The 25,044-nt window shown below is 57.9% G+C and carries 21 protein-coding genes; 6 read left to right on the forward strand and 15 right to left on the reverse strand.

Annotation, left to right across the window (positions count from 1 at the left end; all coding sequences use genetic code 11):
• Positions 1-108: 108 nt before the first annotated feature.
• The gene (locus tag GOV88_RS02620) at positions 109-810 is read left to right on the forward strand and encodes a GntR family transcriptional regulator (RefSeq protein WP_171239459.1); all 702 of its coding nucleotides are present in this window, start codon (positions 109-111) and stop codon (positions 808-810) included.
• Position 811: 1 nt separating this feature from the next.
• Here GOV88_RS02620 and GOV88_RS02625 read toward each other — a convergent pair whose 3' ends face one another.
• Both GOV88_RS02625 and GOV88_RS02630 read right to left on the reverse strand, forming a co-directional pair.
• Positions 812-1,270, reverse strand: a complete 459-nt coding sequence (locus tag GOV88_RS02625; protein WP_171122861.1) for an Lrp/AsnC family transcriptional regulator — start codon at positions 1,268-1,270, stop codon at positions 812-814.
• Positions 1,267-1,722 (reverse strand): Lrp/AsnC family transcriptional regulator, encoded by a 456-nt coding sequence (locus tag GOV88_RS02630; protein ID WP_171239460.1) that lies wholly within the window; start codon positions 1,720-1,722, stop codon positions 1,267-1,269. The genes GOV88_RS02625 and GOV88_RS02630 overlap by 4 nt, the downstream gene beginning before the upstream one ends.
• A 132-nt stretch (positions 1,723-1,854) precedes the next feature.
• Here GOV88_RS02630 and ilvC point away from each other — a divergent pair, with 132 nt between their 5' ends.
• Complete coding sequence (ilvC, locus tag GOV88_RS02635) at positions 1,855-2,877, forward strand: ketol-acid reductoisomerase (RefSeq protein ID WP_171121092.1); 1,023 nt, start codon at positions 1,855-1,857, stop codon at positions 2,875-2,877.
• 66 nt (positions 2,878-2,943) lie between these two features.
• Positions 2,944-3,846 carry a DMT family transporter gene (locus tag GOV88_RS02640; protein ID WP_171239461.1) on the forward strand — a complete coding sequence of 301 codons (903 nt, stop codon included), beginning with the start codon at positions 2,944-2,946 and terminating at the stop codon, positions 3,844-3,846.
• Here GOV88_RS02640 and glmM read toward each other — a convergent pair.
• From glmM to GOV88_RS02685, 9 genes are all read right to left on the reverse strand, one after another.
• The gene (gene glmM, locus GOV88_RS02645; RefSeq protein ID WP_171239462.1) at positions 3,843-5,186 is read right to left on the reverse strand and encodes a phosphoglucosamine mutase; all 1,344 of its coding nucleotides are present in this window, start codon (positions 5,184-5,186) and stop codon (positions 3,843-3,845) included. The genes GOV88_RS02640 and glmM overlap by 4 nt on opposite strands.
• Before the next feature lie 35 nt (positions 5,187-5,221).
• On the reverse strand, positions 5,222-6,220 hold the full coding sequence (gene folP, locus GOV88_RS02650) for a dihydropteroate synthase (protein WP_171239463.1): 999 nt from the start codon (positions 6,218-6,220) through the stop codon (positions 5,222-5,224).
• Complete coding sequence (locus GOV88_RS02655) at positions 6,217-7,137, reverse strand: dihydroneopterin aldolase (protein WP_171210583.1); 921 nt, start codon at positions 7,135-7,137, stop codon at positions 6,217-6,219. Before GOV88_RS02655 ends, folP begins: the two co-directional genes overlap by 4 nt.
• A gap of 102 nt (positions 7,138-7,239) precedes the next feature.
• Positions 7,240-8,610 (reverse strand): multicopper oxidase family protein, encoded by a 1,371-nt coding sequence (locus GOV88_RS02660; protein ID WP_171239464.1) that lies wholly within the window; start codon positions 8,608-8,610, stop codon positions 7,240-7,242.
• 73 nt (positions 8,611-8,683) lie between these two features.
• Entirely contained in the window at positions 8,684-9,325 is a 642-nt protein-coding gene (locus GOV88_RS02665; RefSeq protein WP_171210581.1) for a cell wall hydrolase, read from the reverse strand.
• A gap of 186 nt (positions 9,326-9,511) precedes the next feature.
• Positions 9,512-12,073, reverse strand: coding sequence for a pyruvate, phosphate dikinase (locus GOV88_RS02670; RefSeq protein WP_171122849.1), 2,562 nt, complete (start codon positions 12,071-12,073; stop codon positions 9,512-9,514).
• A gap of 43 nt (positions 12,074-12,116) precedes the next feature.
• A complete protein-coding gene (glyS, locus tag GOV88_RS02675) occupies positions 12,117-14,315 on the reverse strand; it encodes a glycine--tRNA ligase subunit beta (RefSeq protein WP_171239465.1) in 2,199 nt (732 codons plus the stop codon).
• A 9-nt stretch (positions 14,316-14,324) separates the two neighbouring features.
• Positions 14,325-15,539 (reverse strand): sodium/glutamate symporter, encoded by a 1,215-nt coding sequence (gltS, locus tag GOV88_RS02680; protein ID WP_171239466.1) that lies wholly within the window; start codon positions 15,537-15,539, stop codon positions 14,325-14,327.
• Between the two features lie 7 nt (positions 15,540-15,546).
• Entirely contained in the window at positions 15,547-16,068 is a 522-nt protein-coding gene (locus tag GOV88_RS02685) for a DUF6446 family protein (RefSeq protein ID WP_171121082.1), read from the reverse strand.
• A 91-nt stretch (positions 16,069-16,159) separates the two neighbouring features.
• On the opposite strand from GOV88_RS02685, the gene GOV88_RS02690 reads away from it, so the two are divergent.
• Positions 16,160-16,792: a MarC family protein gene (locus GOV88_RS02690; RefSeq protein ID WP_171239467.1), complete on the forward strand. Its 633-nt coding sequence runs from the start codon at positions 16,160-16,162 to the stop codon at positions 16,790-16,792.
• Between the two features lie 8 nt (positions 16,793-16,800).
• On the opposite strand, the gene GOV88_RS02695 is transcribed toward GOV88_RS02690, so the two are convergent.
• Positions 16,801-17,730: a glycine--tRNA ligase subunit alpha gene (locus GOV88_RS02695; protein ID WP_171122838.1), complete on the reverse strand. Its 930-nt coding sequence runs from the start codon at positions 17,728-17,730 to the stop codon at positions 16,801-16,803.
• 205 nt (positions 17,731-17,935) lie between these two features.
• Here GOV88_RS02695 and GOV88_RS02700 point away from each other — a divergent pair, with 205 nt between their 5' ends.
• Positions 17,936-19,669, forward strand: coding sequence for a serine protease (locus tag GOV88_RS02700; protein WP_171239468.1), 1,734 nt, complete (start codon positions 17,936-17,938; stop codon positions 19,667-19,669).
• Between the two features lie 48 nt (positions 19,670-19,717).
• On the opposite strand, the gene GOV88_RS02705 is transcribed toward GOV88_RS02700, so the two are convergent.
• Both GOV88_RS02705 and GOV88_RS02710 read right to left on the reverse strand, forming a co-directional pair.
• A complete protein-coding gene (locus GOV88_RS02705) occupies positions 19,718-21,292 on the reverse strand; it encodes a thiamine pyrophosphate-binding protein (protein WP_171239469.1) in 1,575 nt (524 codons plus the stop codon).
• On the reverse strand, positions 21,292-22,740 hold the full coding sequence (locus GOV88_RS02710; protein ID WP_171121077.1) for a TrkH family potassium uptake protein: 1,449 nt from the start codon (positions 22,738-22,740) through the stop codon (positions 21,292-21,294). The genes GOV88_RS02705 and GOV88_RS02710 overlap by 1 nt, the downstream gene beginning before the upstream one ends.
• Between GOV88_RS02710 and GOV88_RS20670 the strand changes: the two genes are divergently transcribed.
• The gene (locus GOV88_RS20670; protein WP_171239470.1) at positions 22,739-23,278 is read left to right on the forward strand and encodes a hypothetical protein; all 540 of its coding nucleotides are present in this window, start codon (positions 22,739-22,741) and stop codon (positions 23,276-23,278) included. The two genes, GOV88_RS02710 and GOV88_RS20670, sit on opposite strands and share 2 nt — an antisense overlap.
• 566 nt (positions 23,279-23,844) lie before the next feature.
• Here the strand turns inward: GOV88_RS20670 and folE2 are convergent.
• On the reverse strand, positions 23,845-24,948 hold the full coding sequence (gene folE2 / locus GOV88_RS02720; RefSeq protein ID WP_171122830.1) for a GTP cyclohydrolase FolE2: 1,104 nt from the start codon (positions 24,946-24,948) through the stop codon (positions 23,845-23,847).
• Between the last annotated feature and the right edge of the window lie 96 nt (positions 24,949-25,044).

The following is a 25,044-nucleotide window of genomic DNA, read 5'->3' on the forward strand; positions in this document are numbered from 1 at the left end:
GCGAAAAACACCCCAAAATGTGACGCCAAACAGTGTCAACGCCCCTTTACACCGATGCGTGTTTCTGACCAGATACACTCACTTTATGGAAGAAAGGTAATTCGGGTCGTGACGGCGCAAAAACGGATCAGTTTTCAGGTTGTTCGGGACGAGGTTAAAAGGCGAATCGAAACTCGTATTTGGCCACAGGGATCCTTGCTGCCGACGGAAACGCAACTCGCTGAAGAGTTCAATTGCGCGCGCGCAACCGTGAACCGGGCCTTACGAGAATTGGCCGAACAAGGCTTTGTCGAGCGAAAGCGTAAAAGTGGTACGCGCGTCAAAAAAGAGCCCAGCAAACATGCAAAGTTGGAATTTTCGCTGGCACGTCAGTCGGTTGAAAACCAAAACTCTACCTACCGGTATTCCTTGGTCGAACGGAACGTGGTTGCAAGTCCGGGTTGGCTTGCATCACAGCTTAGCGTTTCGCCGGACGTGCGGGTGCTGCACGTGATTTGCATGCATTACGCCGACAATCGCCCCTTCCAACTGGAAGAACGCTGGATCAACATAGATGCCGTCCCAGAAGTTGAGCACGCCGATCTGAACGCACATGGCCCGCACGAGTGGTTGTTGAATGCAGCTCCTTTCACCGAAGCCGAGGTCGCATTCTGCGCGGTGTCTGCGGATGGTCGCCTGGCTGAATTCATGGGGACCACAGCAGGGGCATCCATGATTCAACTTGAACGCACCACATGGAAGAACGGTCAGCCCATGACCTTTGCGCGGATGACCCATCATCCGGAGTACCGCATCCGCACAAAATACTGATTTAGCCGATTGGTCCGGGCAATCGCTCTTCGCTGAGAAGAACATTGGCCTCGACATCTCCGGCTCCGGGCAAGGTCATGATTCGCCGTCGCAGGACACGCTCAAAGTCAGCAAGGTCGCGTGCAACGACCCGCAACCGATAGTCATACAGCCCTAGTACGTGCTCGACGGTTTGCACTTCGGGGATTGCGCTGACGGCGCGTTCAAAGTCCTCAAGGCTCACCTGCCCTTTGCGGGCCAGTTTGACGCCAAGAAAGACCGTCACGCCAAAACCCAAAGCTTCGGCGTTCAAACGCAAGCGGCGACCCTTTATCACCCCTGCATCTTCCAGTCGCCGAATACGGCGCCAGGTAGCGGGTTGCGACAGTCCCAACTTGCGCCCCAATGCCCCTGCGCTTTGCGATGCCTCCTGCACCAAAGCGCGCAGGATATTGCGGTCGATCTCATCCAACTCGATCATACTGGAAGAGCCACTTCGCTTTTGACGCGCGCGATGTGCATCAGGGCCTCGATATCCGCGATATGCGGCAGAGTAAGAATCTGATCCCGATAGAGTTTCTGATAGTGGGACATATCCCGCGCCAATATCGACAACCGAACATCCACACGGCCCAGAAAGGTTTGAATCTCTATCACCTCGGGCACCTGACGGGCGGCCGCTGTAAACTCGTCAAACGCGCGGGGTTGCGTTTTATCCAGCGTGACCCGAAGCGATACTTCTACGGCATACCCCAGCGCGGCCCAGTCGATGATGGCCTCCTGCCCTTCGACCACGCCGGCTTCCTGCATCTTTTCAATGCGACGCCAACACAGGCTTGCGCTGATACGACTGCGCTCGGCCAGTTCCGCAGTCGACAATGTGGGATCAGATTGAAAATGGCGCAGGATTCGCCGATCGACGTCATCGAGCATGAATTTTTCCAATTGTGGCAATTGAGAGAATAATTTCTCACAATCCACACTCAATAACAAGGAAAACGCTATCGCCATCCCAAAAGATCGCAAGTAGAACCGTCGCCAAGTTAAACAGAAAGGACCAGCGACATGCGCGTCTATTACGATCGCGATTGCGACATCAACCTGATCAAAGACAAGAAAGTGGCCATCCTGGGCTATGGTAGCCAAGGCCATGCCCACGCACTGAACCTGCGTGACTCGGGCGCAAAGAACCTTGTCGTTGCGCTGCGCGAAGGCTCGGCCTCGGCCAAGAAAGCCGAAGCCGAAGGTCTGACCGTGATGGGCATCGCCGAAGCAGCCGCATGGTGTGACCTGATCATGTTCACCATGCCCGATGAACTGCAGGCCGAAACCTACAAGAAATATGTGCATGACAACATCAAGCCCGGCTCGGCCATTGCCTTTGCCCACGGCCTGAACGTCCACTTCGGCCTGATTGAGCCGAAAGAAGGCGTCGACGTCATCATGATGGCCCCCAAAGGTCCCGGCCACACCGTTCGTGGCGAATATGTCAAAGGCGGCGGCGTACCCTGTCTAGTTGCCGTCGATAAGGACGAAACCGGCAAGGCGCTGGAAATTGGCCTGTCGTATTGCTCGGCCATCGGTGGCGGCCGCTCGGGCATCATCGAAACCAACTTCCGTGAAGAATGCGAAACCGACCTGTTCGGTGAGCAGGCCGTTCTGTGCGGCGGTCTGGTCGAACTGATCCGCTGCGGCTTTGAAACGCTGGTCGAGGCAGGTTACGCGCCTGAAATGGCCTATTTCGAGTGTCTGCACGAAGTGAAGCTGATCGTGGACCTGATCTATGAAGGCGGCATCGCCAACATGGACTACTCGATCTCGAACACGGCTGAGTACGGCCAGTACGTCACCGGCCCGCGTATCCTGAAATACGACGAGACCAAAGCGCGCATGAAAGAGGTTCTGAACGACATTCAGCAGGGTAAATTCGTTCGTGACTTCATGCTGGAAAACGCCGTTGGCCAGCCGACCATCAAAGCGTCGCGCCGTGCCAATGACGAGCACATGATCGAGGAAACCGGTGCCAAGCTGCGCGCCATGATGCCCTGGATCTCGGCTGGTAAAATGGTCGACAAAGAAAAGAACTGATCCTTTTGGGATAGTGCGAAAGGGCGGCCCACGGGTCGCCCTTTTTGTCCGGGCCGGAGGGCGTAAATGGTCAATCAACCCACATCCCGCGACTGGAGCGGTGTATTCTCTCTGGGCCTGATCTGGGGCGGCACATTCATGGTCGTCGCCATGGCGCTTGAAGGGTACGGACCGATCACAGTCGCGACCGCGCGCACCACTTTGGGTGCGGTGACGTTGCTGGGGCTTGTGGCCGTCACAAAACGTCGGATGCCGGGATTTTCTGCGGCACTGTGGTGGTCGATTGTGATCATCGGCATCCTGTCCTCGGCCCTACCCTTCCTGTTGTTGAGCTGGGGGCAGCAATTTGTACCGTCGGCTTTTGCAGGTCTGTCGATGGCCGCAATTCCACTGATGGTTCTGCCGCTGGCGCATTTCTTCTCGGATGAGCCTCTGAATGCGCGCCGCCTTGTGGGTGTATGTCTTGGATTTTCCGGCGCGCTGGTGCTGATCGGACCGGGATTGGCGCAGATCGGGCAAGGCACGGAACCTCTGGCCCAACTGGCCTGCGTCAGCGCCGCTCTGTGCTACGCCTGCGCATCCATCTTCACACGACGGTGCCCACCGATTGACCCCGTGGTTCTGGCCGCCCTGACCCTGTTGGTTGGCGCGATCATCTTGCTTCCCATCATGTTGATGACCGAAGGGTTGCCGGCATGGGAAGGTACTCGACCAAGCCTAGCCATCATTGCACTTGGCCTCGTGCCAACGGCGCTTGCCACATTGCTGCGCGTTTCGATCATCCGCAGCGCAGGATCGGTTTTTCTGACGCTGGTGAATTACCAGGTCCCAATCTGGTCAATGGTTTTTGGCGCATGGATTTTGTCCGAAGCGTTGCCACTTTGGTTCTTCGTCGCCCTAGCCATGATCCTGACCGGCTTGGCGATCAGCCAATGGTTCAGCCTGCGCAAGATGCTGTTTGGTTACTAACCGGTAACAGCCTCGACTTCGGCCACGATACCGTCGACGACCTGACCCAACAAGGCATCGTCCTCGCATTCTGCCATGACACGGATCAGCGGCTCGGTCCCAGACTTGCGAATAAGAAGACGCCCCTGCCCGTTCAAACGCGCCTCGGCATCCGCGATTGCGGCCTGAACGCTTGCGGATTCCAACGGCGTCTGCCCGTCTGCATAACGCACGTTCTTCAACAACTGAGGCACGGTTTCGAACTGCGCCGAAAGCTCGGATGCCTTGCGGCCAGAATGGACCATCTCGGCCAGGAAATGCAGCCCCGCCATAAGACCATCGCCGGTCGTCGCAAAATCGCTCATGACGATATGGCCGGATTGCTCGCCACCCAGATTGAACCCGCCTTCACGCATCCGCTCAACCACATAACGGTCGCCGACCGCCGTTCGCTCCAGCCGCAGCCCCTGAGCGATGAGATACCGCTCCAACCCAAGGTTTGACATGACCGTAGCAACCAAAGCGCCGCCATTAAGCCTTTCGGCCTTGGCCCACGAGGTTGCCAGCAATGCCATCAACTGATCACCGTCGGCCACTTGTCCGTGTTCGTCGATCATGACGACGCGATCCGCATCACCGTCAAGGCAAATCCCAACGTCTGCACCATGCGCCACAACCGTTTCTGCGGCCAGTTGCGGCTTGGTTGAACCACAGTTCAAATTGATGTTCTTGCCGTTGGGCGCAACGCCAACGGGAACAACCTCGGCCCCCAGTTCCCAAAGAACCTCGGGCGCGGTCCGGTGCGCGGCACCGTTTGCACAGTCCACCACGACCTTCAACCCGTCCAGTCGTAAATCGCGGGACAATGACGACTTGATACGCTCACCATAGCGGAAACGCGCATCGTCAACCCTCCGCGCACGCCCGATATTCTGCGCTTGGGCTGGGCGCACACCTTCTTCGATTAGTTTCTCAATCTCGATCTCGGCCTGATCGGACAGCTTGTACCCGTCAGGACCAAAGAACTTAATTCCGTTATCTTCCGCCGGATTGTGACTGGCTGAGATCATGACCCCCAAATCAGCACGCATTGACCGGGTCATCAGACCCACCGCCGGAGTCGGCACCGGCCCAAGCAAAAGCACGTTCATACCTGTCGACGTCAAACCGGCCGTCAAAGCACTTTCCAGCATATAGCCTGACAGACGCGTATCCTTACCGATTACCACCCGGTGTGCTCCGGATTGACTACGGCGGAAATACCGCCCAACCGCCGCACCGATGCGAAGGGCCATCTCAGCCGTTATCGGATGCGTGTTCGCGGTGCCCCGCACCCCGTCGGTTCCGAACAGCTTGCGCATAGATGTCACTCCGTAAATTCTTGCCTGTAGATGGCTTACCGGACGGCAGCCCAAAGACGCAAGGCTTGAGCCGTCTCAGCTACGTCATGTACCCGCAGGATCTGCACCCCTTGTGCCAGACCTGCCAACCCGACTGCAATCGACCCCGGCGCACGGGCATCCTTGCGCGTCTCTTTGCCGATCTGGCCGATAAAGCCCTTGCGCGATACACCCAATAGAATCGGACAGCCCAACCCGTGAAACAGGCTGAGGTTCTGGAGCAGAGTCAGGTTATGGGCCTCGGATTTGCCAAAGCCAATCCCCGGATCGACCAGGACCTTGCTGCGGTCCAGCCCCAGCCGCTCCAGATAATTCACTTGGCCGTCTAGAAAATCATACACATCCAGCAGAACGTCATCATAAGTGGGATTATCCTGCATCGTGGCCGGATCACCCTGCATATGCATAATGCAGACCGGCGCACCAACCTCGGCACAAAACGGCGCCAGTTGCGGATCAAAAGTGAAGCCCGAGACATCATTGATCAGCCCTGCGCCCGCCTTCCACGCGGCCTTTGCAACCGAAGATTTGCGCGTATCTATGGAAATGAGCGCATTCGTTTCAGCCCGAATTGCCCTGATCAGCGGTTCGGTCCGCGCGATTTCTTCGGCTTCAGGCACAAAAGAGGCACCGGGCCGTGTGGATTCACCGCCGATGTCCAGAATGCTTGCATCATGGTCAACCATAGCCCGCGCAGCCGCCTGTGCCGCATGGACCGAGTTGTGAAGCCCACCGTCCGAAAAACTGTCGGGCGTGGCGTTCAAGATACCCATGATCTGAGGGCGGTCCATCGCCAGACCAGCAACCGGCTGGCGTGGTCTCGTCAAGCGATCCAAGTCCGGATCCGGTACTTCGCCAACCGGAAGAACCACAGGGGCATCCACGCGGCTAAGCCGCTCTACGTGAGAAAACCAAAGCTGCTGCCCAGCCAAGGCTACTGCCCCATCGGGACGAGCCGGGCCATGCTGAACCAAAGGGCGGTAGTATTCTGTCACAGTCGCGCCTGATCCACGGGTACTGCACGCAACGGGGTTTTCGGCGCTTCGGGCAAGCCCCCACCGATCACCATCATCTCGCTGGCCTCAAAAGTCGCGGCGAACCATGCGGCCAATGCAACTGCATCAGAAGGAGCGGCAGACGGTCCATCCACCGCGTCTAGAACAATCTTGGACGGTGCCCATACACAAATCTGGCCGTTCTTCATCGCCCAATCCAGTTCCGTTCGGGTCGACACAACGACGCAGCGATGATCCCGCGCGGCCAGCACCCAAGCATTTTGTTCGATGGCCAGCAGGTCAATCCGACGCTGTGTCATCGCGTGCCCTGTTTGCGGAACCGCCATATCTGCGGCCCCGACACAAAGGATCAGCGGGCGTTTACGGTTCTCCAACTGATCAATCCAACCGGTCAGATTGTCGGACGCAATGGCCTCGTTCGACAAGAATACCAGTCGCGGGTGCGGGCGCTCTTCCTCGACCAGATCATGATGGGCCATATCCCGGCCACGCACGATCTCAACGCCCAAGGCACCTGGGCCGCGATCCAATTTTTCTATTCTTACAAAAGCCCTTACAGCCTGAGGCTCAAGCAAAATTCGTTCCGCAATCCGGTCGGCCAGTGTTTCCAGCAGGTTTAGACGCTCGGCGGCCAGTTCATATGCGATTGCTTCTGTCACCCGGTCATAGGACAAAATCCGGTCAACATCATCGTCGATAGGATCGGTCAGCGGGCGCACTTCAACAACTATGTTAAAGCAGATGCGCTGCGTCGTACCGCGCTCCGCCTGAAATGCGCCGATCTCAACTTCGACAATATGGTCGCGCAGAGAAATGCGATCCAACGGCCCCAGAGTGGCAGTTGCCTCGGACCGCTCAGAGGGGTGCGCAAAGGCAAGACGGATTTCGGAACTCATGCAGCGAACCTTTTCGGGCTTTTGGGACGGGCTTACCCAAATTAAACGATGCGGGCGCGTATAACACCGCAACAAACGCCTTTCTAGTCGTCGAATGCGGCGTCAGGTGACGCGGAACCAGCTCATCATACCCGAAGCAGCATGTCCCAGCATATGACAATGCAACAGCCAGTCGCCCGGATTATCCGCCACAAGTGCGATTTGACGGGTTTGCCCACGCTCAACCAAAACAGTATCACGCCACGGGCCCAAGGTCCCGTCCTGAAGGATCAGGCGAAAATGGTGACCGTGTAAGTGCATCGCGTGTGGAAACGCAGTCTCGTTGACGAACTCGATCCTATGGGTCGTCCCCTTTTGGACATCCAAAAACGGCTCTGCCGGTCGCTCGGCATTGCCGTTCAATGCCCAAAACCGCCCGAGCTGAGCCAGTTCCTGCCCCGAAAGCTCTGTCTCTCCGATCCTTGCCGTGTCCAGCCAACGCATCGCGCCTCCCTGCATCTCCATTCGATGCAGAGGAGTATCCTCAACCAAGACCTCAGGCATTTGGTTCGGGACCAATGGCGTAATTCCGGCTCGAGCAGGTTTCGACGGGCCGGAAACGCCGAACCGAACCAGCCCATAGCTACCGTCCCTTTCAAAACTCACGAGGTTCGCAGTACCAAAAGGTTCTGCCCGGACATCCACGATCAGGTCTACCCTTTGCGCCGGTGCCAGGGGAAATCTGTCGCTGACCTCTAGCGGACCCTCTAAGGGCATACCGTCAAGTGCAACGATCCAACCGGTCAAGCCATCCAGCCCAAGATCAAATATCCTGGCATTGGACGCGTTAATCAGTCGTAAACGCAACCTCTCGCCGCCGTCCACCGAATAGGCAGGATCAAACCGCCCATTGACGGAAACAAGGTTTCCCAGCCGTCCCGCATGGCTCAGGTCATGACCATTCCCAAAATCGTCCATGATTTGCGCGGTTTCAGGGTCCAGTCGCCAATCATCCAACATCAATGTCAGATCGCGATCGACATCCGGCGCGACCGCCTCTTCAACGATCAGCGGCCCGTAAAGCCCCCGCGCAACCTGCTCCATCGAGCGATTATGCGCGTGATACCAATATGTTCCGGCATCTGGGACCTTGAAATCATAGTCAAAGGAAGATCCCGGTTGAACGACATCCTGAGTCAGCCCCGGTACACCGTCCATTGCGTTGTCGATGCGAATCCCGTGCCAATGCACGGTTGTCGGCTGCGGCAGAGTGTTCGACAATCTTCGTTGGACGCGCGCACCCTGAGATACCCGGATTTCCGAACCGGGCACCCGACCGCCATAGGTCCAGACGCGCGTCTTAGAAAACCCTTCCGGGGCAATCTGTTGCACAGCTTCCTGAGCCACAAGCGCAGGGTATGAAGCCCACCCAAAGCTGGGCAAAACGACCGCCGCAGCAGTCGTTTGCATGAATTGTCTGCGGTTCAATGTCATTACGGGCCTCCCGGCCAGCAACATAAGTCAAAAAACATCCCGCGCCAGCAAGCTTCCAGCGCGGGTGCGTCAGTTAGTTGCTCGCCGTCCGATAGTTGTGACGGTAGAAAATGTGCACGCCAATGCGCGCCGTTTCCTTGTACACACGCGACCAGGACGGGCGAACCGCAGTGGTGTGGTAATGCGTGGCACCTTCGGTCATTTCACCGACTACACCATCAATGGCCGCCCGCGCGACTTTCGACACACGCTCGTAGGCCTTCTTCTCGTGGATCACTTCCTTGCGTCCATCACAGGTATAAGTGAACTGGCATTGGTACTTTTTGCCTGTCCCCTGCTTGATCACACCGCACAGCGAATCTGGAAACCGGCTGCTTTTGACACGGTTCAGAATAACTTCGGCCACGGCAAACTGGCCGCGAACGCTTTCGCCACGGGCCTCAAAGTACAGCGCCTCGGCCAAACACTTGAAGTGTTCATCCCCCGCAGCCGCAGGCTGTTCGTCCAGCCATGACTTCGAGTAAGACATTTTTTGTGGTTCAACCGTTTTTCGCGGTTTGAACAAACTCAGATATTCACGGAAATTCTGACCAGGCAATTCGCTCCGCGTCACAAGTTCACGCTTGGCAGTATCCGTGGTTTCCCTCTCAGCGACGGAAACACTCGGCAGCACGGTTGCTGCCAATGTGGCAACAGCCAGTATGTATCGTAGCATCAGATAACCTCGCACAGGCACATTCCGCGCCAAACCCTCCCCCGGCGGGCGCGACGAGGCTCATACCGAATTGAAACGGAAACGTCCAGTTTTCGCGGAAAAGCAAGTGGAAAATCGCCGTAACGTCAAAAATGATCGACGACGGCGTGTTTTGTTTCCTACTAATCCTAGCGGAAAGGGTAAGTGTCAACCCCCAAGTCTGGACGAAATCGCTAATTGCGCGGCAGCCAGCCGAGCGACCGGCACACGGAACGGTGAACAGGACACATAATCGAATCCGAGCTCTCGGCAGATGGCAATTGATTCGGGATTGCCCCCGTGCTCGCCGCAGACGGACAAAGTCACGTCCGGCTGGGCCTGTCTGCCGCGCTCGGCCCCCAATCTTAGCAACTCGCCCACACCGTCCGGATCAAGCACGTGGAACGGGTCTTCGGCGAAAACACCCTGCCGAACGTAAGCCGACATAAAGCGCCCCGCGTCATCTCGGGAAAGCCCATAGGTCATCTGGGTCAGGTCGTTCGTCCCAAAGCTGAGAAACGAAGTCTGTGGCGCGATCTCATCCGCTCGCAGACATGCACGCGGTGTTTCGACCATGACCCCTAGACGGTACTCGAACTCCTGCCCCTGTTCGGATGCAACCGAGGCTGCGACGGAATCGATACGGGATTTCACAAGCTCGACCTCACGCTTGGCCGAAACCAGCGGGATCATCACCTCGGGCACAACGGGTGCACCGTTCTTGCTGGCCTCAAGCGTTGCCTCGAAAATCGCTCGCGCCTGCATGTCATAGATTTCGGGAACAGTGACACCCAGCCGAACCCCGCGCAGCCCCAGCATCGGGTTATACTCGGTCATGGCGGCGACGCGGCGCTCGACATCCGACACCGGAAGGTCCAGCGCCTCGGCCAGCTCGCGTTGACCGCTGCGCGTGGTGGGCAGAAACTCGTGCAGAGGCGGATCGAACAGTCGGATACAAACGGGCTGACCTTCCATGATCCGGAAAAGCTGCACGAAATCGTCGCGCTGCATCGGCAATAGCCGTTCCAGCACCGCCTCTCGTCCCGACGAGGTTTGCGCAAAGATCATCTCGCGCATCACGATCAGGCGGCCGGGATCAAAGAACATATGCTCGGTCCGGCACAGGCCGATCCCCTGCGCCAGAAAGTTTCGCGCAGTTTGCGCGTCGGCGGGTGTATCGGCGTTGGCACGGATGGCGATGTCGCGTTCGGCATCGGCCCAGCCCATTAGCGTTTGGAAACAGTCATCCAGCGCGGCTTCCAGCATCGCGGGCTGCCCGGCAAGAACCTGACCGGAGGTCCCATCAATGGTCAGCGTATCGCCAGTCTGGAACACACGCCCGTCAGATGCCGTCAGCAGTTTCTTTTTCGTCTGAAACCGCATCTCGGACGCGCCGACGATACAGGGCAGGCCCAGACCGCGCCCGATAACGGCTGCGTGGCTGGTCATCCCGCCCTTCTCGGTCAAGACCGCGACGGCCGCATGCATCCCGCGTACGTCTTCAGGCGCGGTTTCGCGGCGGACCAGAATACACGGCTCGCCCCGGGCTGCGCTGGCCTGCGCTTCGGCGGCGGTGAATACTATTTTTCCTGTGGCTGCGCCGGGGCTGGCTGCGATGCCAGTGGCCAGCACATCCCGGCGCGCTTCGGGATGAACCTGACGGTGCAACAGTTCGTTCAGAGAATGCGGATCAACCCGCATGACAGCCTCTTGCGGTGGGATGATACCATCCTCGGCCAGCCGCACGGCAATCCGCATAGAAGCCCTTGCGCTGCGCTGAACGCGAACGCCATCCAGAATATGGACGTGGCCGTTTTCAATGACAAACTCGACCTGCATCTCTTCGCGCAATTTAATGCGCATCAGGGCAGCGTGCGCCTTAAGTTCGGCAAAAGCCTCGGGCGCGACGTCTTCCAAAGACGTCCCGCGCGGGTCCTTTTCCAAATACAGTGCGGAAACGCCTTCGCCCAATGCATCGCGGCCCTGGCTCTGACTAAGGTAACGGCCAGTCAATTGCGGCATTCCGGTCGTGGGATCAACCAGTTGCAGCACCCCCGACCCACACTCGCCTTGCCCGACACCGGGGATCATTTCCTGAATGACCAGACCCAGCCCGGCATCCGCAGGGGCTCCCTTGGCCTGCCGCAACAGGCGCGCGGACGTCCCGTCCCAAGCCCGCGCCATCGAGCGGAGAACGGCAACCAGTTGCTCTCCTCTATCCTGGGGAAAGGCTTCGTCCGTTTCATCTTCGTAGGCGCGAAGCGATAGCTTCAGACCTTCGCGGCCGTCAGAGTCGATATCGTCAAATACGTCGGCATCCAAACGTGCGACATGGACGGCAAAGCTTTGGACAAAACGCAGGTAAAGCGCCGCCGCAGCTTCGACACCCATTGAATCGGACAGGTCCACATAGCGCGCGTCATTCATCCCGATATTCAGGATAGCGCCAGGCCCGCCCCAGTCAGGATCCTCAGAGCTTGGGCGGACACATAGCAACGCAGCCTGATCAAACTGTTCAAGAATTGCGTCAATGTCAGGAACCTGACCACTTGCGATCTTTTGCACGGCATCAAAGGACAAAGCCACCGTGCGTGGCACAGGCAAGTCCAAACGAACAAGGCGTTGCAGACATTTCGCCCGGCCACCATGAGATGTGGTCGCAACGGGCGCTGTCGGAGTAATAAGCGTGGTATGCGGGTTATTCTGCACTGCGGCACCTTTTGGTTTCACCGCAGCATAAGCCCCTGCACCAGTGGCGCAAGGGCGATCTGGCTTAACCTTCGATCTTGCTGAGGTCAGCCACGCGCGCACAAACCTGCCGGATCTGGCTGAGCAGGTTCAGGCGGTTGCGGCGCAGGATATCGTTGTCGGTGTTAACCTGAACATCCTCGAAAAACGCATCCACCGGACCACGCAGGGCGGCCATAGCGGTCATGGCGGTGGGGAAATCCTCGGCCTTTTGCGCCGCCTCGATCTGCCCCTGTGCGTGATCCAGTGCCGCAAACAGCGCCTTTTCGCTGTCGGTTTCCGCGAATTTCACGTCCGCACCGTACGAGTATTCGACACCGTCCTTTTCCTCGGCCTGCGTCAGGATGTTGTTGGCGCGTTTGAACCCCTGCACAAGGTTCTCACCATCCTCGGTCGCGATCACCGCATTCAGCGCGCGGGCGCGTTTGACCAACAGGTTGAGGTCATCATTGCCGTCCATCGCGATACAGGCGTCGATGATGTCGTGTCGGATGCCCTCATCGCGCAGGAACACTTTGAGGCGGTCGTGGAAGAAAGACAACAGGTCTGCCGGGGCATTGGTAACGATTGCGGTCGCTGCTTCGACCTGATGGGCCAGCCCGTGAACCTCTTGCGCGGCGGCCTCGGCATCCTCGGCCTTGGCTTGCTTCGCCTTGGCCTCAAGCAAGGCAGCCTGCCATTCGGGCAGCTTCAGCAATTTGCCAAGCGCCCCTGCAAAAGTATCCTTCAACGACAGGCGCAGATCGTTGGTCAGGATCAACCGGATCACCCCAAGCGCTGCTCGGCGCAGAGCGAAGGGATCCTTCGACCCGGTGGGCTTTTCGTCAATCGCCCAGAACCCCGTCAGCGTGTCCAACTTGTCAGCCAGCGCAACCGCCACCGAAACCGGTTCGGTTGGCACATCATCCGACGGACCAAGGGGTGAATAATGCTCCTCGCTCGCCTGCCCCACCTCGATCGGCAGATCAGCGGCGTCAGCATAATAGCGGCCCATCAGGCCCTGTAGCTCAGGAAATTCGAACACCATCTCGGATGACAGGTCGGCTTTGCACGCCTGTGCAGCCATCATCGCCAGCGCGGGCGTCGCGCCCGTAGCCCCGGCCAACTCATGCGCCAGCGCAGCAATACGCTGAACCCGTTCGCCCTGCGAGCCCAACTGTGCATGGAAGGTAACGGCATTCAGCTTTTCGACCCACGGTTCAAATCCGTCGGATTTGACGATGCGCAGGTCATTCTCCCAGAAGAATTTCGCGTCAGCCAAACGAGCCGACAGCACCTTTTGGTTCCCCGCCAGAATGGTCACGCCATTGTCGGCAGTTTCGCGGTTGGCTACGGTGATGAACTGTTCGATCCGGCCAGTCTTGGGGTTCTTCACGGAAAAGAATTTCTGATGCTCTTTCATCGAGGTCTGCAATACCTCGGGCGGCAGGTCGAGGAATTCGTCGTCGATCTTGCCCATCAGCACCACGGGCCATTCGACCAGCCCCGAGACCTCGGCCAGCAGGCCCTTATCCTCGACCACTTCCAAACCAGCAGCAAACGCCATGTTTTGCGCGTCGTTCCAGATATGCTCGGCCCGGTCCGCAGGGTTCAGGACGACGAACGCGCGTTTCAGCTTGGCGGCATAATCGTCAAACGACGAAACCGCGAAACGATCCGGCGCCATGAAACGATGACCGGCCGTTGTGTCACCGGATTTAATCCCCTCGACCTCTAACGGGACAACTGTTGTGCCCGCTTCATCGCTGAGAATGCAAAGGATCGAGTGCAGCGGGCGCACCCAGCGTAATGGTCCACTGCCCCAGCGCATCGACTTGGGCCACGGGAAATTGCGAATGGTGGTTTCAAGCACTTCGGCCACGATCTCGGCAGCCGGACGTCCAGTTTTTTCGATGGTGGCGAAATAGACTGCGCCTTTGGGGGTTTCGCGCTCTTCCAACTGATCGCGGGTCAAACCTGCACCACGCAAAAAGCCCTCAATCGCCTTGTCCGGGGCGCCCACTTTAGGCCCCTTGCGTTCTTCATGAATGGTGGGGCTTTCCGCTAGCAAGCCCTCGATTGCCAGCGTCAAACGGCGCGGCGTGGTCAGGGCGGCGGCCCCGGCATAGGTCAGACCGGCCTCGACAAGACCGTCGGTGATCCGCTTTTTCAGGTCCTCACCGGCGCGGGTCTGCATACGCGCGGGGATCTCTTCAGAGAACAGTTCGATCAGCAGGTCGGGCATTGTCAGTCCTTAGAAATTAACGATCGTCTGGATGACGATTGCATTGGCGATATCCACAAAGAAGGCGGATACAAGGGGCAGCACGATAAAAGCAATAGGCGATGGACCATATCTCTTGGTCACTGCGGTCATATTGGCAATAGCGGTAGGTGTCGCACCCAAGGCGAACCCTCCGAACCCGGCGGCCAGAACTGCGGCGCGGTAGTTGCTGCCCATCACCGGGAACAGCACCCAGATTACGAACATCACCGCAAACAACGTCTGCGCGGCCATGATCACGACAATGGCCATTCCAAGTTCAGCGATAGTCCACAGTTGCAAGCTCATCAACGACATGGCCAAAAACGCGCCCAGCGAGAATTCCGAGATCAAAGCCAGTGACGGTGTCCGCGACACGGGAGGCGCGTTGGGGGCCAGGGCCGTGCGGATATTTGCGATGACGATCCCCATGATCAGGCAGGGCACGAACAGAGGCAGCCTCAGCCCCGCCGCCTCAATGACCCCATTCAGCATATATCCAAAGATGATCGCCAAATTCAGATACAGCAGAACGCGCATGATGGTCAGGTGGTCGATCTTAGCCTCGGCCTCGGTGGCGTCCTCAGGCAGGCCGACCGTATGCTCTTCGTTTGGGCGGTCAGGCGTCAGGTTCTTGCCTTCAACCAAAAAGCGGGCAATCGGCCCGCCAACCACCGCCGCCAGTACAAGACCCAGAGTCGCCACGGCGACCCCCAATTCGGTGGCGCCGCTTAGACCGGTGATCGCGCCGACCTCAGGCGCCCAGGCGATCGCAGTTCCATGACCGCCGATCAGGGCAGCCGAGCCGAACAGAACCCCTGCCTGTGCCGGATAGCCGAACGCCACCGCGCCTGCCGCTCCAACCACATTCTGAGCGACAATCGTAACTAACGTCAAAATAAGAAGCAGAAACAGAGGTTTGCCGCCAGAAATCAAATCGGACAGCCGAGCGTTCAGCCCGATCCCTGCGAAGAACACGATCAACAGGAAATCGCGGGCAGACAGATCGAAACTCAGCTCAAGGCCGGTGATGAGATACAAAAACAGCAAAGTGAACGAGGCAAGCAAACCGCCCGTGACCGGTTCGGGTATGTTGAACTGACGCAGCAACGCGAAGCGCGCGTTGATCTCGGCCCCGATCAGGTAAACCGCGATGCCAAGCGTCGCGGTAAGAAAATTAGGAACGTGCAGCGCGGCGTCGTTCATGGGGCCCTCAACTCTCCGGTCGGGGTGGGCATTCCTCACCCACTACCGTTCCGTCATAGGCTTTCTCACCGCAATTATTTAGCGCGTGCCAGACAAAACCTTTGCCATCTTCTGTAATGGCGACAATGCGATCAACGCCGTAGTGGATGTTTTTGACCCCTACAAACGCGCGGGCCTGCCCCGATTTCAAAGCATCTGCGATGGCTACCGCATCATAGCATTCGAACCAGCTTGGGGCCGTCAACGGCTCGGGGCTTTCGGCGGGCAAGAAGGCAGACAAAGTCGAAGCGTTTTCTTCTGTCTCAAAACAGGCCCGATACCGGATCGGCGAGCTGTCGGCGTCAATCGCTTGAAAAGCGGTGTGTTCAAGGGGAATGGACGTTTCACCATCCGCGGACAAAAGAACGACATCCTGATCCGAACCGGGTTCGACCGAATAATAGAACCCATAGACCTGTAAGTAGTACATGGCCGCACCAGCGATGCCAGCCGACACAAGCAACAAAATAGCAAGCAGTTTTCCGGTCATAGTTTCCACATCCCGATCACGCGGCCTCTTTCAAACTTGCGAAAAATGCGACAGGTTTCAATCCAGTACAGGTTGAGTTGAGGCACACGGAATGGACCCCACCCTTGCCGCCGGTTTTTTCGGCGCGTTGTTCGCAATCATGAACCCCATCACCAACCTGCCCGTCTTCCTGAGCGTGACAGATGGTCTGTCGCCCACTGATCAGAGAAAGGTCGCGACCAAGACCGCACTTTATTGCCTGATGCTGGGTGGAGCGTTTGCCGCTGTTGGCAACAAAACCCTTGGTCTTTTCGGCATCAGCGTGGACGACCTGCGTGTCGCGGGCGGGTTGGTTGTTCTCATGATTGGACTGAACATGCTGAACGGGAACGAAAGCACCTCTCATCACGGGACGGAAGGAGAAAAACAATCCTACCCCAAGCCCGAAACCGTAGCTTTCTATCCGTTGGCCTTCCCCATTCTTGTTGGGCCCGGCACGATCACGACGCTGATCCTGTATGCGCACCACGTTTCCAAACCAGTTGACGCCATGATCTACTCGGGCGTTTTTCTGGCGGTGCTGTTCTTGCTGTTCATCACCTTCTGGAACGCATCGGCATTGGCCAAGCGGCTGTCTGCAAACGCCCGCGTCATCATGAGCCGTTTCATGGGCATGATCCTGTCGGCCATCGCAATCGGGATGATTGCAGACGGCCTGAAGGTTCTGTTGCCCGGTTTGGCGTGATCGAGGCATCAGGCCTCGAACCCGGCGGCCTCAGTCATCACAAAGGCGTCGGCGCATTGCTTGGCCAACGCCCGAACACGACCGATATAAGCCTGCCGCTCAGTGACCGAGATCACCCCCCGCGCGTCCAGCAGATTGAAAATGTGGCTGGCCTTGATGCATTGATCATAAGCCGGATGCGCCATCACGATCCGCTTGCCGGTTTTCGGGTCGTCATGTTCCTGCGCCAAAATAGTGGCGCACTCGGCCTCGGCCTCTTCGAAATGCCGCAGCAGAACCTCAGTATTGGCCACGTCAAAATTCCAGCGGGCGTATTCCTCTTCGGTCTGCTTGAAGATATCACCGTATTTCAATGGGCTGGGGGATTGGGGATCGTTGAACGGCATGTCCATAACATGATCGATGCCCAGCACATACATGGCCAGACGCTCAAGGCCATAGGTCAGCTCGCCTGAAACAGGCGCGCAGTCATGGCCGCCGACCTGCTGGAAATAGGTGAACTGGCTGACTTCCATACCGTCACACCAGACTTCCCAGCCCAGCCCCCACGCGCCAAGGGTGGGGCTTTCCCAGTCATCCTCGACAAAACGGATGTCATGCAGATCCATGTCGATCCCGATCGCCGCAAGCGACCCCAGATACAGCTCTTGCAGGTCCGGCGGGCTGGGTTTGATCAACACCTGATACTGATAATAGTGCTGCAGCCGGTTCGGGTTTTCACCGTATCGCCCGTCTGTGGGGCGACGCGAGGGCTGCACATAGGCGGCTGCCCAAGCCTTTGACCCCAATGCGCGCAACGTGGTCGCCGGGTGGAACGTACCTGCGCCAACTTCCATGTCGTAGGGCTGTAGAATGGCACACCCTTTCGAGGCCCAATAGGTTTGTAGCCGCAGGATTATCTCCTGAAAAGAACGAGGTGCGCTGGACTGTTCGGTCATGACTTTCCCTTTGGGCGGATTTGCGCCCGGTTCCGATGGGTTTTGCCCTTCCTATGCAAGGGGCCAATGGGCGTCAACGTCCCAGTGCACCTTGGCTGTCACTGGACCGCCACACTGGAAATTCCCCGTAATCGGGGCATAGCGTTCAATGGTGCAAATCGCTTAGTCTGACCCAAAGATAAAACACTGCGGACACGGGCAGAAAATGACACGCATATTCACTGCAATTCTGTTTCTATTCTTTTTTGGCGTGCGCGCCGTATTTGCGCAGCAAGACGCTGGCGTCTGGGTTCAGGTCGAGGCACAGCCCTCACTTCGTGAGGCGCAGGAACGGGCGCAGGCTTACGCCAACGTATTGCCAGACGTCAACGGATTTCGCCTCAACTCTGGCTGGTATGCCATTGTAATCGGACCATATTTGCAAAACGACGCCGAGCAGGTCCTGAGGGTTTACCGCGCTGAGGGCCAAATCCCCGCTGACAGCTACATCGCGTTCTCAAACTCATTGGAGCAGCAGTTCTGGCCCGTCGGAGTCAACATTCTGGACCGAGGGGTCGTAACGCCACCTGTCGAGCCTGCGGCCGAGCAGCCCGTGACAGGACTTACGCCCCAAGTTTCAGATGAAAGCCGCGCGCAAGCCCTTCAGAGCGAGCGTCTTTTGACCGCACAGGAACGTAAAGACCTGCAGACGGCGCTTCAGGCCGCCGGGTTCTATAGCTCGACAATCGACGGCGCGTTTGGTCCGGGCACACGCCGGTCGATGGGCGATTGGCAACGATTCAATGGATTTGAGGCTACAGGCGTTCTGACCACCGCCCAAAGGCAGGCACTGATGGATGCCTACAATGCGCCGCTGATCAGTGTAGGCATGGCACGCCATACCGACCCGCAGGCCGGGATAAATATGGACATGCCACTGAGCGTGGTTGAATTCGAGCGGTACGAGGCACCGTTCGCTCATTTCAACGGCACCTCAAGTCTGGACGCCAAAGCCCTGCTGATCAGTCAGGACGGCGGCAAGGACACGCTGCGCGCGCTCTACGAAGTTATGCAATCGCTTGAGATCATCCCCTTGGAGGGCCCAAGACAGTTGCGCGCAGACAGCTTTATGATCGAAGGGCGCGGAAACGACATCGTGTCCTATACACAAGCACAATTGAAAGACGGCGCAATCAAAGGCTTTACCCTTGTCTGGCCCGACGGGGACGAGGCGCGCCGCGCGCGCGTTCTGGCCGCGATGAAAGCCAGCTTCACGACAACTGACGCTGTTCTGGACGCGGGTGCAGGGGCGAACGCAGATCAGCGCGTCGACCTTGTATCTGGTTTGCAGGTGCGCAAACCGCGTCTTTCACGCTCGGGGTTCTTCGCGGATTCCAGCGGTACGGTTCTTACCGTTTCCGAGGCAGCCGACACTTGCGCACGCGTGACACTGGACGATGAGCAAGAGTTGCAGGTTGCCTGGACCGACGCGGATTTAGGTGTCTCTGTCCTGCGGCCCAAAAACAATCTTGCGCCGATCAGCATTGCGGAATTCAACTCTGACACACCCAGAATTCAATCCGAAGTGGCGGTTTCGGGGTACTCTTACGAGGGGGCATTGGGTGCTCCGACACTGACATACGGCCAAGTGGCAGACATTCGCGGCCTGAACGGTGAAGAAGGTGTGAAACGCCTGGCATTGGCCGCCCTACCCGGCGACGCGGGCGGCCCGGTTTTTGACGATAGTGGCCAAGTGGTTGGCATGTTGCTGCCAACACCGTCAGACGGGCGCACCCTGCCCGCCTCGGTCAGTTTGGCAGCTTCAGCGGCACGTCTGAACGAGATTTTGGATAAGGCTGGCGTATCGGGGCAGTCCGGGCAGGCCACGGCACAGGTTACCCCGAATGAACTGAATCGCCGGGCCACGGGAATGACGGTATTGGTTCACTGTTGGGACTAACCAAGAGCCCAGTAAACCAAAGCGCTGCTCATTCGAGCGGCGTTTTTTTCAGACAATATCCGGAGTGACCCGGATCAGCGTCGGGACCGGAGCGTCGAGCGCTGCCCGCACAGTCTTTTGCATTTCATCCAAACTGGATGGTTCTGCCGACAACGCACCAAATGCCTCGGCCAGTCTGCAAAAGTCGGGATTGTGCGCGACGACAGCATTGGGTGCAATCTGGCCACGGACCATGCTGTCCTCAATCTCTTTTAGCTTACCGTTATCCCACAGGATTATGGGCAATGAGAGCCCCAATTCAACCGCAACGCCCAGCTCCATCATCGTGTAGTGAAAACCATAGTCGCCCGCGATGACAGCTGTCGGCTTTCCGCGGCGGGCCACGGCTCCACCGATTCCCGCAGGCAGCGCATACCCAAGGGTGCCGAACCCCGTGGGGTGATGCCAGAGATAGGGATAGGCCATATCCCAAACCTCTTTCGCGACATAGGCGAACTGGGTCATGTCTGAATAAATCATCGTATCAGCCGGCAACGCGTCGCGCAGTGCGTCGATCACGGGCACAACACCCGGACGCACGGCGTCGACTTCGGCCTTCCAACGGGCCCGGGCCTCGGCCACCTCTTCCTTCGCCCAACCGGTCGCGGGTTTCACATGGTCAATGGAGGCCCACAAAGCATGGGCGAAACTCTCACCATCCATTTGAAGTTTGACCGCAGCGCGATGGTGATCCGACAGCACTTTGGGATCCAAATCCACGCGGACAAGGCTTGCCGTGTTGCCCAATTCGTTACGCCACAGGTCAACTTCGCCCAGTTCTGCGCCCACCGCGACGACCAGATCGGCCGACGCGATCACCTCGGCACTGCCCGGCCGCGACAAGTGGGCCCCAAAATCCAACGAATAATTCAGACCGGCCATGCCCCGACCTGCAAAAGTCGTAAAACAAGCGGCCCCCAATTGCGTCAGTATCTGACGCCAAAGGTTCGACCGCGTGCCTCCACCCAAAATGAACAATGGCCGCCGCGCGATGTTGAGCATTGACAGAACCGGGGCAACATCCGGCGGCTTGACGCTGGTCCTGAGCCCGAATTGGTTTGGAAATGGCGCGGCATCAGCCTCAGCCTCAAGCTGGGCAATCGGCACCTGAATATGTTTGGGACGCGGACGGGCCAGTGCAAACTCTTCAAACGCGCGCTCCACCAAACCATAAGCGGCCTGCGCGGTGTTGGCCTGACACGACCAGTCAGCCACGGCCTCAGCTGCGGCGCGCTGATCCTTCATCTGGTGCAACTGACCGCTCGCAGCCTGCGTTTCATCCAGACAGGACGAGATGACCAGCATCGGGACTGAATCCGAATAGCCCTGCCCCATCGGAGTCATGATGTTGCACAGGCCCGGCCCGGTTATCACATAGGCCACGCCGGGTTTGCCTGTCGCGCGGGCGTAACCGTCCGCCATAAAGCCCGCACCCTGTTCGTGCCGCGCCAATACGTGCGTTATGCCCGCCTCTTCGATACCGCGATACATCTCTTGGTTATGGACGCCCGGAATACCAAAGATCACATCCACACCACGCTCTTTCAGCATATGCGATATCTGCGCACCAAGCGGTCTTTTCATCAGCTTCTCCAGAATTGAACGGTGAACAGGGCATACACGGCCAACAATTCAAGACGCCCCACCAGCATACCAATCGAAAGCAGCCACTTTGCCGTATCGCTTAGCCCTGCAAAGTTACCAGCCGGACCGATCTGCTCCCCCAGCCCCGGCCCCACATTGGCCAACGCAGTCGCCGCCCCGGACACCGCCGTGATAAAATCCAGCCCGGTCAAGGCCAGCGCCCAGGCCAGAATGCCCATCGAAAGGACGAAAAACATGAAAAAGCTCATGACAGAAGTCAGCACGTCCGTTCCGATGGGGCGCCCATCGTAAAGCGGCATGAAAACCCCATGCGGCGATCGAATGCGCCTGATCTGGGTTTTGATCGAGGCGAACAACAATTGATAGCGGAAAACCTTGATGGAGCATGCGGTTGATCCCGCGCACCCGCCGATCAAGCCAATCAGGAAGAAGACCATCACTGGGAAGCTTCCCCAGGTCATGTAGTTCACACTGGCGTACCCGGTGCCCGAGATGATCGAGGTGATATTAAACAGGGATTGCCGAAACGCCTGCTCCCAGTGATGCGGAAAGACCCACAGCAAAAACACCGTCATGACCAGCACCAGCACAATGATGGTGATCAGGAACGTCCGTATTTGGCTATCCTGCCAAAGGGACCGCGTATTGCCATTTGCAAGCTGCACGTACCGCACAAAAGGAAGCGCGGCGAGGATCATGAAAATTGCCGCAGCGTACTCGGTCGGCCCGGAAAACGCTGCGAACGAGTCGTCATAGTTCGAGAACCCGCCCGTCGCGATCGTCGTCATCGCATGCACCAAAGCGTCGAAAAAGCTCATGCCAAAGCCCGCGTAGACCAGAACGCAGACGAAGGTCAGAAACACGTAGATCAGAGAAATCTGCCCGGCAATCTCCTGCGCGCGCGGCAGGATTTTCCCCATGGTTTCAAACCCTTCAGAGCGGAAAATCTGCATCCCTCCGACACGGAGTTCGGGTAGGAACACCATCGCCACAACGATGATCCCGATACCCCCAAGCCACTGGAGCACACCACGCCACAGCAGCAACCCCTGAGGAAGGTCATCCAACCCCGAAATAACGGTAGAACCGGTCGTTGTCAGGCCCGACATCGCCTCGAAATAGGCGTCAACAAAGCGCAGCTCAGTCTCACCGAACAGAAACGGAATGGCACCAAAGAAGGGCAGAGCCACCCAAACTCCGGTGGTCAGCAAAAAGGTCTGTCGAATTGTCAGACCTTCCCCGACCCCGTTGGAACAGCTCATTGCCAGAACCACCCCGGTCAGGACAGTGATGACGCCGCTTTCAAGGAAAACGTGCCATTCGCCGCGCCCCTCGATCAGGTCCGCAATCAACGGCAAAATCATGGTCGCCCCAAGAATGGCGACCAAGAGGCCAATCACATATCCAACCGGGCGCATATCCGTCATGAGGCGCAGCGTTGGCGCGCCTGCACGACGGTGTCAAGCAATAGTCCGGTTTTACTTGGTCGTTTTGCCGGTCGGCACTGGCATTGCCGGAGGTTTGGACGGGGCACGCGTTCGCCGCACAGGGGCCGCGGGCTTTTCCGCTTCGGCCTTCTGCGCAACAGTTTTTACAACCACTTTGCTTGGCGCTGCCGGTTTTGCAGCCGCAGGTTTCGCGGCAGCCGGTTTTGCGGTGGCTGTTTTGGTAGCCGCAGGTTTGCTGGCCGCCGGTTTTGCCGCCACAGGCTTAACAGTCACAGGTTTTGCGGGTGCAGGTTTGCTGACCTTAGGTTTCGGGGCAACCGGTGCAGCCGCCACCTTGGGCGCGGGCTTTGCAACAGCGGGTATGGCCTGGGCAGTCTTAGCGACGGGTTTACGCGCTGCAGGCGCTTTCGGCGCAGCAGGCTTTGCGACTGTTGTCCGACCAGCGCGCGCCGCAGGTTTCGCATCAGGTTTGGCCGCAACACTTGCTGGTTTAGCTTTAGCCGCCGCTTTGGGTTGAGATGATTCGGCCTTGGGTTTTGCAACTGTCTTCGCAGCCACAGCGGGCTTTTCTTTCACAGTCGGCGCGGCCTTGCGCGCCGTTTTCCGTACGGTTGGCTTTGCCTTTGGCTTGGCTTTTGGCTTGGGTGTAACCGGCTCAGGTGCAGACGAAGACGTGTGCAACGCATGCACCGAGACAAACGGCAACTCCAATGCCGATTGCGTCAAAATATGCATTATTTTCATTTGGTTGCTAACCGCATAGCCCGCCATCTTGATGGCGGCAGCCTGAAATTCCAATGGCTGGATAATCGGGTTCATACGTAGTCTCTCCTCTGAAAACAACGCAGCCAGCCGAAGAGTAATAAGCCCTGCCCGCCGCGAAGTTTCGGGCGGAAAGCGATGTCGCGCAGTTTCAGGCGTCGCACGTCTCAGCTTCCTTCAGGAGTGGCCCGTACCGCCAAGAAACGGCCCTGCCACGGCTGCATTCCACATGAGCCTACTTCAAAGATTATGCTGTTGCAGCATTTTTCGCTGCGATGCGGCAAAAACATGCCGTAAGGTCAATACTGAGACCTTAAAACCTCACCCAACGTGAAACAGAGTTGAAAACAGCTTTGGGTCCAGGCTGGCTGACACAAATGTCGGCCCTTCCGTCAGGACAGACACTGCGTCATGGCTGTGCAGGCTTTCTTGATGGCTGGCGATAACGCGGAAATCACCCACGTGATGGTCCGCCAGCAACTCGGCGCAGAATAGCCGCGCAGCATCTTCGACAAAAATCGGGTTGGCCGCATTAAGCTCGGCAAAGGCCTGTTCGTCCTCGCGCTTGACCATGACCTGAGTCTCCGTGGGCACCGCGCGGCGGCACAACGCAATCAGATCTTCGAACCACAGGCAATCGGCATCACAGTCCACCACAACGGAAATACGCGCAACCGAGCGCTGCGAATGTGGTGTTGCCAATTGGCCGCGCGTGGACCGCGCGTGTTCGCTTAGTTCCAGCGAACAAGGACAGGTCGAGGAATATACATAGTCCAGATGCATGATCTTCTGGCGCACGCCGTTCTGTTCGACCAGTTCCAGCGCGATATCGTAGTACTGATAGCCCTCAAGTCCCGAACGCAGGCTTTTCACCTTGTCGGGATAGGAAAACCGCATCTGTATCCGCGCGTCAAAGCTGTCCAGATCGGTCATGTAATCGCTCAACGCAGCCTCCATGACCTCAAAACTGAATGTCCGCTCGGCATGTCTGTAAAAGGACCGCATGATCCGGGACATGTTGATGCCCTTTTTCTCGGCATCCAGACTGACCGTGCCGGTGACCGAGGTCTCAAGCGTCAGATCATCGCCCTGTTTACGGTGGAACCGGATCGGCAGGCGGAAGTTCGAGATGCCAACGTGCTGAATCTGCTGCTTTGCCCCACGGATCAGGCTGGACGGTCCGTTTTGAAGATCGGGCAGCGTGGAGCGATAGGCTGCGTCAACCTCGAACCCTTCGGGATACTCGCGCGACAGCGAGGGATAGTTAACCGGCACCAGCCCCGGAACAAGGCGCGCGATTGCGGGATCAAGCTGGCTGATCTCGGCCTCGGTCGCGGTCTGGGCCCATTTGCGCAGCGTCTTCAGCGCGGCTGCGGCTTCGTCATTGTTTGGGGCTTCGTCAATGTCACGGGGATGCACGTTCATCGATCGGGTTTCCTCGGGGTTGGTCGCCGGACTATATACAGCTTTGGCGTGTTTACCAATTATTCTCTATACGGTGGAAAACACAGTCCGGATCGA

This window comes from Ruegeria sp. HKCCA5491 (genome assembly GCF_013034565.1).
Taxonomy (GTDB): domain Bacteria; phylum Pseudomonadota; class Alphaproteobacteria; order Rhodobacterales; family Rhodobacteraceae; genus Ruegeria.

Excerpts from the sequence above, each read along its gene's own strand:
- folE2 (WP_171122830.1), bottom strand. The coding sequence starts at position 24,948 with ATGAACGTGCATCCCCGTGACATTGACGAAGCCCCAAACAATGACGAA.
- gltS (WP_171239466.1), bottom strand. The coding sequence starts at position 15,539 with ATGAACGACGCCGCGCTGCACGTTCCTAATTTTCTTACCGCGACGCTT.
- GOV88_RS02710 (WP_171121077.1), bottom strand. The coding sequence starts at position 22,740 with ATGACGGATATGCGCCCGGTTGGATATGTGATTGGCCTCTTGGTCGCC.
- glyS (WP_171239465.1), bottom strand. The coding sequence starts at position 14,315 with ATGCCCGACCTGCTGATCGAACTGTTCTCTGAAGAGATCCCCGCGCGT.
- GOV88_RS02665 (WP_171210581.1), bottom strand. The coding sequence starts at position 9,325 with ATGCTACGATACATACTGGCTGTTGCCACATTGGCAGCAACCGTGCTG.
- GOV88_RS02690 (WP_171239467.1), top strand. The coding sequence starts at position 16,160 with ATGGACCCCACCCTTGCCGCCGGTTTTTTCGGCGCGTTGTTCGCAATC.
- GOV88_RS02695 (WP_171122838.1), bottom strand. The coding sequence starts at position 17,730 with ATGACCGAACAGTCCAGCGCACCTCGTTCTTTTCAGGAGATAATCCTG.
- GOV88_RS02625 (WP_171122861.1), bottom strand. The coding sequence starts at position 1,270 with ATGATCGAGTTGGATGAGATCGACCGCAATATCCTGCGCGCTTTGGTG.
- ilvC (WP_171121092.1), top strand. The coding sequence starts at position 1,855 with ATGCGCGTCTATTACGATCGCGATTGCGACATCAACCTGATCAAAGAC.
- GOV88_RS02640 (WP_171239461.1), top strand. The coding sequence starts at position 2,944 with ATGGTCAATCAACCCACATCCCGCGACTGGAGCGGTGTATTCTCTCTG.
- GOV88_RS02630 (WP_171239460.1), bottom strand. The coding sequence starts at position 1,722 with ATGCTCGATGACGTCGATCGGCGAATCCTGCGCCATTTTCAATCTGAT.
- GOV88_RS20670 (WP_171239470.1), top strand. The coding sequence starts at position 22,739 with ATGAGGCGCAGCGTTGGCGCGCCTGCACGACGGTGTCAAGCAATAGTC.
- GOV88_RS02655 (WP_171210583.1), bottom strand. The coding sequence starts at position 7,137 with ATGAGTTCCGAAATCCGTCTTGCCTTTGCGCACCCCTCTGAGCGGTCC.
- GOV88_RS02705 (WP_171239469.1), bottom strand. The coding sequence starts at position 21,292 with ATGAAAAGACCGCTTGGTGCGCAGATATCGCATATGCTGAAAGAGCGT.
- GOV88_RS02660 (WP_171239464.1), bottom strand. The coding sequence starts at position 8,610 with ATGACATTGAACCGCAGACAATTCATGCAAACGACTGCTGCGGCGGTC.
- glmM (WP_171239462.1), bottom strand. The coding sequence starts at position 5,186 with ATGCGCAAGCTGTTCGGAACCGACGGGGTGCGGGGCACCGCGAACACG.
- GOV88_RS02700 (WP_171239468.1), top strand. The coding sequence starts at position 17,936 with ATGACACGCATATTCACTGCAATTCTGTTTCTATTCTTTTTTGGCGTG.
- GOV88_RS02685 (WP_171121082.1), bottom strand. The coding sequence starts at position 16,068 with ATGACCGGAAAACTGCTTGCTATTTTGTTGCTTGTGTCGGCTGGCATC.